The sequence below is a fragment of the Mycoplasma yeatsii GM274B genome, assembly GCF_000875755.1.
Taxonomy (GTDB): domain Bacteria; phylum Bacillota_I; class Bacilli_A; order Mycoplasmatales; family Mycoplasmataceae; genus Mycoplasma; species Mycoplasma yeatsii.
The window spans coordinates 583,932-598,997 of the sequence record NZ_CP007520.1; the positions used below are offsets into that span (position 1 = coordinate 583,932).

Annotated in this window: 15 protein-coding genes and 1 pseudogene; 6 read left to right on the forward strand and 10 right to left on the reverse strand. The window is 26.9% G+C overall.

Going from position 1 to position 15,066, the window contains the following annotated elements:
* The first annotated feature begins 51 nt into the window (after positions 1-51).
* The 6 genes from MYE_RS02440 to hpt (MYE_RS02465) all read left to right on the forward strand — a co-directional run bounded on the left by MYE_RS02440 (position 52) and on the right by hpt (MYE_RS02465) (position 5,985).
* Positions 52-1,332 carry an IS3 family transposase gene (locus MYE_RS02440; protein WP_042733154.1) on the forward strand — a complete coding sequence of 427 codons (1,281 nt, stop codon included), beginning with the start codon at positions 52-54 and terminating at the stop codon, positions 1,330-1,332.
* Between the two features lie 197 nt (positions 1,333-1,529).
* Complete coding sequence (locus tag MYE_RS02445; RefSeq protein WP_042733385.1) at positions 1,530-2,813, forward strand: hypothetical protein; 1,284 nt, start codon at positions 1,530-1,532, stop codon at positions 2,811-2,813.
* A gap of 106 nt (positions 2,814-2,919) precedes the next feature.
* Positions 2,920-4,275 (forward strand): phosphopyruvate hydratase, encoded by a 1,356-nt coding sequence (eno, locus tag MYE_RS02450; RefSeq protein WP_042733386.1) that lies wholly within the window; start codon positions 2,920-2,922, stop codon positions 4,273-4,275.
* A 131-nt stretch (positions 4,276-4,406) separates the two neighbouring features.
* Positions 4,407-4,832: a Holliday junction resolvase RuvX gene (gene ruvX, locus MYE_RS02455; protein ID WP_042733387.1), complete on the forward strand. Its 426-nt coding sequence runs from the start codon at positions 4,407-4,409 to the stop codon at positions 4,830-4,832.
* Positions 4,833-4,847: 15 nt separating this feature from the next.
* The gene (gene hpt / locus MYE_RS02460; RefSeq protein ID WP_042733388.1) at positions 4,848-5,420 is read left to right on the forward strand and encodes a hypoxanthine phosphoribosyltransferase; all 573 of its coding nucleotides are present in this window, start codon (positions 4,848-4,850) and stop codon (positions 5,418-5,420) included.
* Between the two features lie 10 nt (positions 5,421-5,430).
* Positions 5,431-5,985 carry a hypoxanthine phosphoribosyltransferase gene (gene hpt / locus MYE_RS02465; protein ID WP_042733389.1) on the forward strand — a complete coding sequence of 185 codons (555 nt, stop codon included), beginning with the start codon at positions 5,431-5,433 and terminating at the stop codon, positions 5,983-5,985.
* A 56-nt stretch (positions 5,986-6,041) separates the two neighbouring features.
* Here the strand turns inward: hpt (MYE_RS02465) and MYE_RS02470 are convergent, their stop codons facing one another.
* From MYE_RS02470 to MYE_RS02515, 10 genes and pseudogenes are all read right to left on the reverse strand, one after another.
* Positions 6,042-6,797: an MIP/aquaporin family protein gene (locus tag MYE_RS02470; protein ID WP_042733390.1), complete on the reverse strand. Its 756-nt coding sequence runs from the start codon at positions 6,795-6,797 to the stop codon at positions 6,042-6,044.
* A gap of 11 nt (positions 6,798-6,808) precedes the next feature.
* Positions 6,809-8,317, reverse strand: a complete 1,509-nt coding sequence (gene glpK / locus MYE_RS02475) for a glycerol kinase GlpK (RefSeq protein ID WP_042733652.1) — start codon at positions 8,315-8,317, stop codon at positions 6,809-6,811.
* A gap of 14 nt (positions 8,318-8,331) precedes the next feature.
* On the reverse strand, positions 8,332-9,495 hold the full coding sequence (gene glpO, locus MYE_RS02480) for a type 2 glycerol-3-phosphate oxidase (protein WP_042733391.1): 1,164 nt from the start codon (positions 9,493-9,495) through the stop codon (positions 8,332-8,334).
* 142 nt (positions 9,496-9,637) lie between these two features.
* Positions 9,638-10,534, reverse strand: coding sequence for a lysophospholipid acyltransferase family protein (locus tag MYE_RS02485; RefSeq protein ID WP_144402425.1), 897 nt, complete (start codon positions 10,532-10,534; stop codon positions 9,638-9,640).
* Positions 10,535-10,848: 314 nt separating this feature from the next.
* Positions 10,849-11,337, reverse strand: coding sequence for a dihydrofolate reductase (locus tag MYE_RS02490; RefSeq protein ID WP_042733392.1), 489 nt, complete (start codon positions 11,335-11,337; stop codon positions 10,849-10,851).
* Positions 11,330-11,650 (reverse strand): holo-ACP synthase, encoded by a 321-nt coding sequence (locus MYE_RS02495; RefSeq protein ID WP_042733393.1) that lies wholly within the window; start codon positions 11,648-11,650, stop codon positions 11,330-11,332. Before MYE_RS02495 ends, MYE_RS02490 begins: the two co-directional genes overlap by 8 nt.
* A gap of 122 nt (positions 11,651-11,772) precedes the next feature.
* Positions 11,773-12,252: a deoxycytidylate deaminase gene (locus tag MYE_RS02500; RefSeq protein WP_042733394.1), complete on the reverse strand. Its 480-nt coding sequence runs from the start codon at positions 12,250-12,252 to the stop codon at positions 11,773-11,775.
* 1 nt (position 12,253) lies between these two features.
* Positions 12,254-13,558, reverse strand: a complete 1,305-nt coding sequence (locus MYE_RS02505) for a membrane protein (RefSeq protein WP_042733395.1) — start codon at positions 13,556-13,558, stop codon at positions 12,254-12,256.
* 1 nt (position 13,559) lies between these two features.
* Positions 13,560-14,476: pseudogene (locus MYE_RS02510) on the reverse strand (RluA family pseudouridine synthase).
* Positions 14,464-15,060 carry a signal peptidase II gene (locus MYE_RS02515; protein ID WP_042733396.1) on the reverse strand — a complete coding sequence of 199 codons (597 nt, stop codon included), beginning with the start codon at positions 15,058-15,060 and terminating at the stop codon, positions 14,464-14,466. Before MYE_RS02515 ends, MYE_RS02510 begins: the two are co-directional and overlap by 13 nt.
* Positions 15,061-15,066: the final 6 nt, after the last annotated feature.

The window sequence follows — 15,066 nt, forward strand, 5'->3', positions numbered from 1 at the left end:
TAAGGGATAGACCCCCTAGGGGGTCTATTTTTTTTCAAAAAAGGAGTATTTATGAAAAGAGGAAAGCAACTAAGTGTAAGTGAGTGGTTAGAAGTATTTAAGCACTACAAAGAATATTTATCTCAAAATATTACTAAAAAAGAATTTTGTTATATTTATAGCAAAATTAGAAATTCTGAAAATTATTTACTTTCAGAAGAAGCCTTCTGATATTTATCTAGAAAATATAAAGATTATAATTTAGGTATGGAACTAAAAGAATCACAAACAGGAAAAGCACCTAAAAAAGGTAAAGGATCAGGTAGACCTAGAAAGAACAAAGAAGAATATGATAAACAAAGAAACGAAGTGATTAAAGAGATTGATCGCGAAGTTTTAGAATGGTTAATAACAGACCTTTTTAAAGAAGATATTTTAAAGAAAAATAAGGTTGACAATCTAGATGAACTGATAGAAAAAATTAAGAAAAAATTTGGAGAAAATATTTCTAACAAGGAAATAATGAAAATTCTTGGAATACCTAAATCAACTTTTTACTACAAAATCAAGAAACAATCAAAAGATAAGAAAGAAGCTGTTATAGAACACGCAGAAATAATTAGAGAAGCTTTTGCAAAACAAAACGGAAGATATGGTAGAGAAAGGCTATCAGCATATATTTTCAAGACATATGGCATTATTATTAACCCTAGAACACTAGGAAGAGCAATGAATAAATTAGGTCTTTTCTGTCACGTAAGAACAACGTGCAAGAAAAAGCGTGAATCAAAAAATACTAACGTGTATTATCCAAATATTGCTAATAGAGATTATAATGGACTACAAAACGATATTTATGCAAGTGATGTTAGTTACATTCCTGCTCCAATAGATGTAGAAGGAAGACATGTTTATTTATCTATCGTAATTCATCACAAAACAAAGAAAATTGTTAGTTATAATTTATCCATATATAATGACACTAATTTAATTATGACTCACATTAGAAAAACAAAATTTCCTAAAAACTTTATTATTCACACAGACCATGGTGTAACATATTCATCGAATGAATATCTTGAGTATATAAAGCAACGAGGTGGAGTGGTGTCAATGTCAAGAATAGGTAACTCTCTAGACAATAGAGAAGCTGAATATTTCTTTTCAATTTTAAAATCAGAAATGTTTTATAACTTTGAAAAGAAAGTAAAAGAAATGACTTTTAGTGAACTAAAAGAATGTATTAAAAATTTCATTGAGTGATATAACAATGAAAGAATATTAAAAAAATTCAAATGAAAAACACCTCAAGAACTATGAGGTGTGTATAATAAACATAACTATTTAGTCTAATAATTTTGTCCCGGTTTCAAAGATGGTTTTTTATTTATTTTACGTACTTATCTTTATCAGGTATATTCATTTACATTTTTATTGTTAATCTTTTTGTTTTTGCTATATCTGGGTTTTTAACTATTTTTGCTCTGTTTAACATAACTTCAATAAAAGGGTTGGAGGATACCATTAATTATTTTTTATCAAATCACTATATGATAATATTCGGAATAATATACGTTGTCCCTATCATTTCTATATCTTGTCTTTTTACTTCTAATATTCCAAAAAACTTTAAATTTAAAAAGAGTGCATTTTCTGTTTTTATATTTTGTCTTATAGCAACACTATCTGTATTTGTTGTTGCTTACATTTGGTTTTTTGCTAAGTTTCCTCAATTTGAAGACACAAATTATATTCCACCTTTACACGAATTATTGCAGTACATTTTATATAATATTTTGGGTTTAAGTTTATTTTTATATTGATTTATTTCTTCTACTGATTTGATTAGAACTGAAAGAAAAATAAATTTCATAATGCTAATAAAAGAAGTTATATTGCCTCTTATTTGTCCAATTATTTTTATAGTACTTAAAATTAATGAAATTAATAACTTTCAATTAGTTACTTTATATCTTATTTGTATATGGATATCTATAATGGTTTTTGAGCATTTTATTTGAAATTTTATATGATTTTTTATTAATCTTTTTTATAAATGATATAAATCATCTTCTGTACCATCTGAACCTGATTCGATTAGAGAATCAACAGTAGAAAATTATATTGAAGATACGGTTGCTGAAAAAGAAAATGAGGAATTTGTGATAACAGACTCTAAAAATACAAAATATAGAGAAAAAGAAAATACACATATAAACAACTATGATGAATATTACGAAGTAATAGAATATGTCTTGTCTAATAATCCAGAAGATATGGAAAATGTTGCTAAAAAGTTTGAAACAAGTTTGGAAAACATTGAAAAATACTTGAAAGAGTATTTATGTAATAACTCTAAAAATGATAAAACAAATGTTTTAACGAAATTCTTTATTAAAATCTATAACAAATTTATATTAAGGTGAGCAAATAAAATAAAGAATAAGCAAAAAAAGGGAAAAGAGATAAATATATCGAGATATATTAGTATGTTTAAATATTCCTTTGTAATAATAGAATTAATACTGTTGCTTTCATCATTTCTTATTTTTTATTTGAGACTTACAAGTAACGTTAATTTGCTTATCCCAATATTTAGTGTTTTTGGTTTTTCACTTATTGGCATAATGGGAATTGGCTGAAATTTATTTAATAAGAAAAAACTAATAATTAATTCAACCGATTTTAGATTTTTCTTAATAATTAACATTCTTACATTCAATATAATTTCTTTAATTTGAATCATAATTATTGATGTAAAAATAAGAACTTTAACAATATTTCAAAATTATATGAAAACTTTAAATAAAACCAAAACAAAGGAAAATAAATAAGAAAATTTAAATATCTAACAAAGAATTAAAATCATTGAATTAACAAATCAAAATAATATAATATAGTATGTATGTTTAGATATTTTTTATGAAAGGAATTTAATTTATGTCAAGAATTGAAAAAATTGTTGCTCGTGAAATTTTAGACTCACGTGGAACACCAACAGTTGAAGCAGAAGTTTGAACAGAATTTGGTGGATATGGTTGTGCTAAAGCACCTAGTGGAGCTTCAACAGGAATTAATGAAGCTTTAGAATTAAGAGATGGGGATAAATCTCGTTACAATGGTAAAGGTGTTTTAAAAGCAGTTAAAAATGTTAATGATATTATTGCACCAGCTTTAGTTGGATTAGAAGCTCAAGATCAATTAACAATTGATAGAGTTATGATCGAATTAGATGGAACTGAATTCAAAACTAAATTAGGAGCAAACGGTATGTTAGCTGTTTCATTAGCTGTTGCTAAAGCTGCTGCTAGTGAATTAGATATACCATTATACAAATACTTAGGTGGAGTTCAAGCTCGTAGATTACCTGTTCCAATGTTAAACGTTATTAACGGAGGGGCTCACGCTGATTCAGCTATTGATTTTCAAGAATTTATGATTATGCCAGTTGGAGCACCAACTTTCACTGAAGCTTTAAGATGATCTTCAGAAACTTTCCAAGCTTTAAAATCATTATTAAAAGCTAAAAATGATATTACTGCTGTTGGAGATGAAGGTGGATTTGCACCAAACTTTAACTGAGCATATGAAAATAATGATTTAGCATCATTTAAAGCTAAAACTCCAGCTGAAATCGCTTTAGACTTATTAGTTGAAGCTATTGAAAAAGCAGGATACAAAGCAGGAAAAGACGGAATCATGATCGCAATGGATTGTGCTTCATCAGAATTATACTTAGAAGATAAAAAATACCACTTCAAAAAAATTGAAGAAGTTACTGGACAAGAGTGAGCATTATCAACTGATGAAATGATCGCTTATTTAGAACAATTAGTAAACAAATACCCAATTATTTCTATTGAAGATGGATTAGCTGAAACTGACTGAGAAGGATTTAATAAATTAACTGCTAAAATTGGAGATAAAGTTCAAATCGTTGGAGATGACTTATTTACAACAAATCCAAAATTCATTCAACAAGGAATTGAAAAAAATGCTGCAAACTCAACATTAATTAAATTAAACCAAATTGGTACATTATCAGAAACTGTTGAAGCAATCACAATGACTCAAAAAGCTGGATGAACTGCAGTTGTATCACACCGTTCAGGAGAAACTGAAGATACAACAATCGCTGATTTAGCTGTTGCATTCAACACAGGACAAATCAAAACTGGATCAATGTCAAGAAGTGATAGAATCGCTAAATACAACAGATTATTACAAATTGAATCTGAATTAGACAAAAATGCAGTTTATGATGGTTTAAAAACTTTCTACAATCTTAAAAAATAATTAATTTTTATAAAACTTAAACACAAGATTTATTCTTGTGTTTTTTTAAACTGGTTTTGGTGTTACAAAAAAATAAAATTGTGATATTATCATTTCATAAACATTAAAAGGATAATAAATTTCAGTAAATTATGAAAAATGTTATAGCATTAGATGTTGGATCAAAAACTATCGGATTAGCTTATAGTAAAGGAATTATTGCAAGTCCTTTATCTACTATTAGATTCGATGAGTGAGAATTCCAACAAGCAGTTGATAAATTAAAACCATTTTTAGATGAATATACTCCAGAAGTTATTGTTTTTGGATATCCAAAAAATATGAATAATACTATTGGAGAACGTGCAGAAATGGTTGATTATGTAATAGAATTATTTTTAAAAACTTATCCAAATTATTCAGAAGATCAGATCATTAGAATTGATGAAAGAAGAACTACAATCATGGCTAAAAATATCATGATTGAAGCTGGACTAACAAGAAAAAAACAAAAACAAAACAAAGATGGTTTAGCTGCTCAATTAATATTAGAAATGTATTTAAACACAAATAAATAAGGAGAATAAAATATTATGCAAAAAATACATCCACTAGTTAAAAAAATATTATTTACAAAAGAAGAAATTGAATCAAGAACAAAAGAAGTCGCTAAAGAAATTGAAAAATATTATTCAGACAAAAATATGGTGGATAATTCATTACTTGTGCTTGGATTATTAAAAGGTTGTGTGCCATTTTTTACTAATTTTTGCATGAATTGTGATTTAACAATGGAAATGGAATTTATGGTAGTTTCATCATATAAAGGAACTACTATGGCAAAAACAGAACCAAAAATTCTTTTAGATTTACAAACTGATGTTAGAGATCGAGATGTTTTAATTGTTGAAGATATTATTGATACAGGTGCAACTTTAAAATATGTTTATGACTACTTATTAGACAGTGGAGCAAGAAGTGTAAAAATTTTAACTATGTTAGATAAACCAAGTAGAAGAACTGCTGACATTCAAGCAGATTGAGCATGCTTTACAATTGAACCTGAATTTGTAATTGGTTATGGTTTAGATTATCAAGAAAAAATTAGAAATTTACCTTATGTTGCTATTTGTGATACTGATAAACTAAAAGATTGAAAATGATAGGAAACAATAGATGAATAATTATTTAAAAAATATTAAAAAGGTACTTTTTACAAAAGAACAAATCGAACAACGTATTAAACAAGTTGCTGATGAAGTTAAACAATATTATATAGATAATCCTCCTGTTAATGGTCCGTTAGTAACAGTTGGTTTATTAAAAGGTTGTGCTATTTTTAATACAGAATTTGTTTTAAACTTAGATTTACCTATTCAAATGGATTTTATGGCAGTTTCATCATATAATGGAACAAAATCAACTGGAGCAATTAAAGTTAGATTAGATTGTAGTTTAGATCTATCTGGTAGAGATGTTTTAATTGTTGAAGATATGGCTGATACTGGATTAACTTTAAATAAAGTTAAAGAAAACATTTTATATAAAGGGGCAAATAGTGTTAAAGTTGTAACATTAATTGATAAACCTGATTATCATACCATTGATTTTGTTCCTGATTGAAATTGTTTTGAAATTGGTGATTATTATATTGTTGGTTATGGTTTTGATTGTGATGAAAATTACAGAAATCTACCATATATCGCTTTATATGAACCAAGTGATAATTAATAATTAAAAACAAAAAAGATTGGTAATAATTACCAATCTTTTTATTATCATTATTTTTATAAGGTCATACCAATTAGTCCAACAACAACAGCTGCTGAAATTGGTCCTGCTACTGGAATTCATGAGTATTTTCAATCTGAACTTCCTTTTTCTTTACATGGTAATAATGCATGAACGATTCTTGGTCCTAAATCACGAGCTGGGTTAATAGCATATCCAGTTGTTCCTCCAAGAGATAGACCTATTGAAAATACTGCTAATCCTACTGCTAGTGGACCATATGAGCTAAATGCAGTTTTTCCTACTCCAATAATTGCAAATAATAATACTGCAGTTCCAACAAATTCCATTAAGAAGTTTAGTGAAATTGATTTTTGAGTAGCACCAGTTGAGTGGATTGCTAAAAATCTAGTTTGGAAATCTTCATCTTGTTTTGTTAATTTAATGTGGTTTAAGTGTAGAACATCAACAACAATTTGTCCTAACATAGCTCCAATTAATTGAACAATTAGAACTACAAAGAATAATCCTGCTCCATTTAATCCTGACTTAACATCTACAAATCCTCAACTTTTTGATGAAATTGCACTCATAATTGTTACTGCTGGATTTAAATGAGCAACTCCTCCAAGAGCACTTGAAATCATAGCTGCTACAAACACAGCAAATCCTCATCCTGCAGTAATTGAAATTCAACCTGCATTTTGACCTTTTGTACCTTTTAAAACAACGTTAGCTACAATACCATTACCTAAAATAATTAAAAGCATTGTACCAAATAACTCTGTTAATATAACGCTTTGTGATGTCATATAACTATCTCCTATTCAATATCTGTTGTTCAACTAAATGTTCTTTGAACAGCAACTTTTCAACCTTTAATTAGTTTTTCAACTTCTTGTTTACTAATTTCTGGTGTTAATTCAAAATCGACTTTATAAGTTTGTTTAATTTCTTCGATATCTTTTCAGTAACCTACAGCTAATCCTGCCATAAATGCCGCTCCCATAGCTGTTGTTTCAACATTAGTTGGTTTAATTACTTTTGATTGACTAATGTTTGATTGGAATTGCATCATAAATTTATTATTTGCAGCTCCACCGTCAACTTTAAAGATTTCAATAGGTTTTTTCATATCTTTTCCCATTGCTTCAACAACGTCATTTGCTTGATAAGCAATGGCTTCTAATGTTGCTCTTACAATGTGTTCACGTTTTGTTCCTCTATCTAATCCAAAAATAGCTCCACGTGAGTATGAATCTCAATATGGTGATCCTAATCCGGTAAATGATGGTACAACATAAACTCTTCTATCATCTTTTACTTGACCTGCATATCATTCAGTTTCAATAGCATTGTAGATAATTTTTAAGTTGTCTCTTAATCATTGAACAGCAGCTCCAGCAATCATTACTGAACCTTCTAGTGCGTAATACACTTTATCTTTAAATGAATATGCAACAGTTGTTAATAGTCCATGATTTGATTTAACTATTTCATCACCTGTGTTAGTTAGAATGAAACATCCTGTTCCATAAGTTACTTTTACTTGACCTTTTTCAACACATAATTGACCGAATAACGCCGATTGTTGATCTCCAATTGATGAAGCAATTTTAATTTGATGTTGATCACCTTTTGAGAATAATCCCTTGAATGTTAATCCGTAAACTTCACTTGTTGATTTAATTTCTGGAAGTATGTTCTTTGGAATATCAAATAATTTTAATAATTCATCATCTCATGTATTAGTGTGAATGTTATATAGTAATGTTCTTTGAGCATTTGTATGATCAGTTACAAATATTTCTCCACCTGTTAATCTGTAAATTAATCAAGTGTTGATTGTTCCGAACATTAATTTTCCTTCTTTAGCTAATTTTCTAGCATTTTCAACATTATCTAAAATTCATTTTACTTTAGTTGCAGAAAAGTAAGGATTAATAATTAAACCTGATCTTTCTTTTACCATATCAACATCTTTTTGATTAAATGTTTGACAATAGTCAGCAGTTCTTTGATCTTGTCAAACAATTGCATTATAAATTGGTAAACCAGTTTCTTTATTTCAAACTACAACAGTTTCACGTTGGTTAGTGATACCGATAGCTTCAATTTGTTCTGGTGAAATATTTGATTTATTTAAAACTTGAATTAATGTTGAACGTTGAGTATTTCAAATTTCAACAGCATCATGTTCTACTCATCCTTCTTTTGGAAAGTATTGAGTAAATTTGGCTTGTTCAACAGCTATAATTTCACCTTTTTTATTAGTTATTAAAGATCTGGCACTTGTTGTTCCTTCATCTAATGTTAATATGTATTTTTCCATGTTGTTTCCTCCTATTAGTTTCATGGAAGAATTGCTTCTTCTTTTGGATTTCAGTCTGCTCTAACTTCAAGATCAGTAAATGCGTCTTTTACTAAGTCACATACCATATCAGCGATTGCTGGACAGCTTGAAATAGCTGGTGATTTTGTTCCTGCTACGTTGATAAATGATTTATCATCTTTTGCAGGTTTAATTCAAAAATCATTTGTTGTAGGTTCAATAGGACGTGATCCAGCATAAACTGTACAAGTTTTTGTCATATCTACATTTGGAATTAATTGTTGTCCAATTGCTCCTATTTTGTCATACATTTCAGGAGTTACTAATAAAGTGTCTTCTTTTGCAACATTATCTTCAGCAGTTGGTCCTACCATTGTTCTACCATCTAACATAGGAGCTACGATTACTCCTTTTCCATGAATTGTTGGAACCATGAATATAACTGAATTTACAATACCAGCTTGAGATTTATCTAAAATTCTATATTCACCACGTCTTGTTACTAAATTAAATTCATCATATCCTGCTAATTTAGACATTACATCAGCATAATGTCCAGCAGCATTAACGACAACTTTAGCTGTGATTACTTCATCTTTACTTGTAGTTATTTTGAAAAGATCATTTTCTTTTTTAATATCTAAAACTTTTGAATTAACTTTTAGATCAACACCATTTTTAATAGCATTTCTCATTAAAGTTTTAGTTAAAACAACAGGATCGATTGCAATAGAAGAATTACATACTAAAGCTCCAATTGTATTTTTACTTACATTTGGTTCACGTTTGTGTAGTTCTTCAGCATCAATTATTTCTAATTCACTAGGATCTAGTCCGTTAATTAATCCACGTTCATATAACATGCGAACATGTTTCATTTCTTCTTCATTAAAAGCAACAACAGTTGAATTGATTCTTAAATAAGGAAAATCCATTTCTCTAATTCAATCTTCATAACGTTTTTTACCTAAAATATTTAGTTTAGCATTTAAAGTTTCAGGACGAGGATCGAATCCACCATGAACAAGTCCAGAGTTATGACCACTAGTTTCTAAAGCAAGTCTAGGGTTTTGTTCTAATACAACTATTTTTTTATTATACTTGGCAAGTTCTCTACTAATAGCAGCTCCGATAATTCCTCCACCAATTATACAAATATCTGTTTTAATTTCTTTCATATGATTTCTCCCTTACAAATATATTGTAAATAAAAAAACTAGTTTTTGTAAGTTTGCTTGATCCCATACAACATTAAGTGAAATAATAATTTAATTACAATTACAAAAATAAAAAACTAAACAAAATTGTTTAGTTTAATAATTAATCTACTATTTTAAAGATATCTTTAACTGATTTTTTCTTAGTTTTTTTAGCTTTTTTCTGTTTTTCTAATTCTTCTTCTTTAAGTTGTTTAATGTTTTTTTTAGTTAATTTTTTTAAAGCATATTTCATTTTTTCGTGTTCTCATTTATTTAAATTTTCTTGAACAGTTTTTTGAACAAATCTAGTTAGATCTTCAGTTTTTAATGAAATATGTTTTGAAGGTAAAATAGGTTTTCCAAAAACAACTTTAATCTCAACTCTTTTTGGTCTATTTTCTGCAAATACTTGATAAGAGTTGATAATTGAAACAGGAATAATTGGTGCATGTGCCATTTGAGCAACTTTTAATGAAGCAGGGTGGAATTCATTCATTTCTTGAGATTGACTTCTTGTTCCTTCAGGGAAAATTACTAATGATCTTTTGTAATCTACAACTAATTCTCTAGCTTCTTTAAATGCTTCTAATGCACTTCTAGGACTGTTTCTATCTAAAGGAATACAATCAATTAATCTTACAAAGTTTTTGAATTTTTTATCAGTTCATAATTCTTGTTTTGCAATAAAAGCTAATGGTTGTTGTTTTGAAAAATCATTAATTGCAATTAAAATTGCAGGATCAATATTTGATTGATGGTTAACTGCTAAAACAACACCTTTATCTAATCAGTTTTCAATTCCTTCAACTTTTATATCAACATCTAAAACATATAATAATTTGTTTACTGCTTTTTTAACTCATGTGTAGCAATATTCTTCAGTATAAGTGTCAGGGTATTTTCTATTTTTTCTAACAATTTTTGAAGCTTTTCTTTTTATATTTAATAAAGGTGCTCACATGTAAAGCATTTTTCATTTATTTAAATGTAAATGATCTTTTTTCTTTTCTTTTACCACAACAGGTGAAGTTTGTTGATTTTCAACAACATTAGTTGTTGTTTCAACTTTAGTTTCAATAACTTGATCAACTTTTTTAGGAGCTGATTTAACTACTTTTTTAGTTGTTGATTTTGTTGTAGTTGTTTTTTTAGTTACAGGTTTTTTGGTTGCACTTGTTTTGACTTTAGCTGAACTTTTAGAAGTTGAACTAGTTTTTTTTGCTGTAGATTTTGTTGATGCTTTTTTAGCACTAGTTTTAGTTGAACTAGCTTTTTTAGTTGTTGATTTAGCTTTTGTTGAAGTGCTTTTAGTAGTTTTTTTAGTTTCTTGCATTATTTTCTAACTCATCTTTCTATATAAAATTCTTCATAATCTTCTTGAGAGATTTTATCAAATTTATTCACATCAAGATCACACATAAAAGTATCACCTTGATAATCTTTTTTAATAATTGATCTAATTATTTCATCTGCTGAATCTAAAAATAATTCATAAATAATTTTACCACCAATTACAAATATTTCATTTTCTTGATTTTTAGCATATTTTTCAATTATAGGATCAACGCTATTTATAATAATCAAATTATCATATTCTTTTTCTAAATCTTTATATTTATCAACATTATTTGTAAGAACATAATTTAAACGATTTTTTAAAGGTTTATAGTTTAAAGAAGCAAATGTTTTTCTACCCATTACTAAATCTTTTTTTGTTGTAGTTCTTCTGAAATGTTGCATTTCTTCTTTAATATCTCAAGGTAAAGAATTATTGTTTCCAATAACTCCATTTTTAGTTTGTGCTCATATTAATTTAATCATCAACTCTTACCGCCATTCCTACTGAATATTTTTTTTCATGAGAAATTGATATAGATATATTTTTTAATTCTTTGTTTAAAATAATAGGTTTTGAATTTATATAATTTATATCTATTTTATTCATACTAATAGGATCATCTAAACTTTTTATAATAGCTTCTTTAACAGCTCAACGTCCTGATAAAAATTCTCTTTGTTCAACTTTAGTTTTAGTTTTAAATATTTTAATTTCATTTTCAGATAATATTTTACAAATAAAATTATCGTTTAACTTAATTCTTTTATTTTCAATAATATCTATTCCTATTTTCATTAATTCACCACATTCTATTAGTAAAATAAAAACAATCTGTTGATTGTTAAAAGCTTTAATTACATAGATATTATAATATAGAAATATTATTGGTAAATAAAAATCAGGTAATCTCCTGATTTTTAATTTATTTTAACTTCTAATTCAATATCTGGTAATTGTTCATATTCTATTTTAGCTGCATCAAGCATTCTTCTTGCAGCAACATATTCTTTTTGATCGTGATATTTATCTAAAGAATAATATACTTTTTTAATTCCTGCTTGAATAATTATTTTTGTACATTCATTACAAGGAAATAAAGTAACATATAAATCACAATCAGTTAAATTAGTTCTCGCACTTACAATTGCATTAACTTCAGCATGAGCAACATAAGCATATTTTAAATCAATTCATTCAGCACCTTGGCGTTGTCATGGAAATTCATCATCACTAACTCCTCTTGGAAAACCATTATAACCTGTTGACATAATTTGATTTAATTTATTAACAACAATAGCTCCAACTTGAGTTGTAGGATCTTTACTTCTCATAGCACTAGCTTTAGCGATTAACATAAAGTACTGTTTTCATGTTAAATAATTTTGACGTTTTGACATATTAAAATCCTGTTATTCAATTACCAGCGGCATTAAAGATTCCTTCTCATCCGATTTTATTAGTAATAGAGTTTACGAATTCTGTACTAAATCATTTATTTTTGATGTAAAAAGATAAAGTGTTTAAAATGTTAGCATCAACAGCTGTTGTAAATTTTGTAATCATTATAAATACAATTGGAATAGTAATAATTGCTATTATTAATCCAACTTGAACGATTTCGATTCATTTTCATTCTTTAACTTGAGTTTTTAATAATCCCGTAAAACAAGTTCCTAAAACCATACCAACTCCAGTGATTAATAATGAACTTAATCCATTTCCAAATAGTAATGAAAATAAAACTATCATTATAATGTATTTTCAAGCTTTAGATTGACTGAACTTAGCTACAGGAGTATTTTTACCTGATGCATCTGTTAATAAAATTCCTAAAAAGATTCCGATAGTACTTATAATTCCACTTGTATAAGTTGCTGGTAAAACACAACTTGCAAATAATCCTAATACCAAGTAACTTAAAAGTGAGCTAACAGCAAATGATCAAGTTTTTCCTATTGAAATTTCACACATTTTAGAAGCGTTGAAAAACATTGTTCCTAAAATAATTAAAACAAGAACATTTAAAAATGGAGATCCAATTTGTTGCATAGGAGCAAATCCATAAGTAAAGACCCTTCATCATTGCCCACCTAAAATTGTTAGATTTCAGTTAGTTGCTCCAAACACTAATGAAAGAGTATTTGAACTAATTTGAGAATCTTTTAATAAATAAGGGGCAAAAAGTTGAATTGATCCTGGAAGTAAAACTAAAAGAATTAAAACTATTCAAGAGAATGAAATTTTATTTGATTTAATGTTTTGAATAAACTTATTAAGACTTTTTAAATTTTCTTCAAAACTATTTTGTTCATTTAACTCTTCTTTTATTTCTTGTTGTTGGTGTTGATTAAAATCTAATAAATTACTTTTTTCAAAAAATGGTTCTAAATTGTCTTTTAAATTTTCTATTGATGAATATAAAATCTTTTTATTTTCTTGTTCAACAAGATCATTATTTGCATTTTCATCAACAACAATCATAAAAATTTGTACAGGTTGATTAACTGCTTTTTGCATTTTTTGAACAACATAATCTAATTCTTTATCAGCACTAATACTTTTATCAAAATTAATGACAACTATTTGAAATTTATTTGAAGAATTATATAAATAACTTATATTAGAATTTACTTTTGATTTTAATAATTTAGCATTGTAATTTTTAATAAAGAAATTTTCTAAAATCTTTTTATTTTCATTCATCTTAAACACCTCCTAATTCTTTAATTTTATCATTAAATTCTTTAGGTAGCTCTGCAATTACTTCAATTCGTTTATTTGTGATTGGATGATTAAATGATAGTTTGTATGCATGAAGATATTGTCCAAAATCAGTAGTTTTTTCACTTAATCGTCCATAAACCGGATCATTTAAAATCGGGTGTTTAATAAAGTTAAAGTGTACTCTGATTTGATGAGTTCGTCCAGTTTCAATATTGCATTTAACTAAAGTTGCGTTATCAAAACGTTGGATAACTTCAAAATTTGTTTTAGCATGTTTTGAATTTTTAATTGTAACTGCCATTTTTTTCTATCATTTTCATGTCTTCCAATAGGAGCATCAATAATACCTTTATTTTTAGCAATTACACCTCAAACTAAAGCATAATATTCTTTATAAATTTCATGATTTGCTAACATTTCAGTTAGTCTTTTATGAGCTTTATCATTTTTAGCGATAATTAATAATCCTGTAGTTTGTTTATCTATTCTATGCACTATTCCTGGTCTTAATTCACCATTAATTGATGAAAGTTCAACTCCGCTTCCAAGTAATGCATTAACAATAGTATTATCAAAATTACCAGCACCTGGATGAACTACGATATTATTTTGTTTATTAATAATTAAAATATCATCATCTTGATAAACAATATCTAAAGGAATGTCTTGAGCAACAATATCAGTTGGTTTAGGATCATCGATATTAATAATTATTTCTGTATTTGGTTTTACAACAAAATTATTAGCATTAATTACTTGATCACCAACAATAACATTACCTTCTTTAATTAATTTTTGAATATATGATCTAGAAAAATCTCTATCAGATAATAATTCAACTAAAAGTTTATCTAATCTAGTTGATATTTCATTAGAATTTAAAATTATTTGTTGCATTCTTCTTCACCTTTTTGTTTTTTAAATTTAGTTTTAATAAATTGGATAAATTCTATTACTATAACTAAAGCACTAACTCCAATTCCAACATTAACTCATAAATCAGCTAAGTTAAAAATATAACTAGCTTTAACTCAAGACATATCTCATATTAAAAAGTCAATAACTCCACCAGGTTTTGAATTTTCATTTAAAGGAGCTCATGATCTAGCAATTAAATTAGCAAAACTTCCAGATAAAATAAATACTAAAGCAATTAATCATTTTTTATTATTTAAAAATATGAAAAAGATTATTAATAAGAAAGTTATTATACTTGCTATTGAAATCACTAAGTATTGTTTGTCTTCTAATCCACCATAAGCCATACCTAAATTAATTGTATATTTAAGTTTTATAAATCCTGGAATTAGTTTAGCTTCTTGACCTAGATTAAATTTGTTTGCAACGATAATTTTAGTTATTAGATCAGATGCTATTAGAAAAATTAAAATAGGAACACAAACAAAAAGTTTATATTTTCATTCAAAATTATACTGTTTTAGTTTAACTTTTCATTCTAGAATTTTATCTTTAAATATCATATTTTC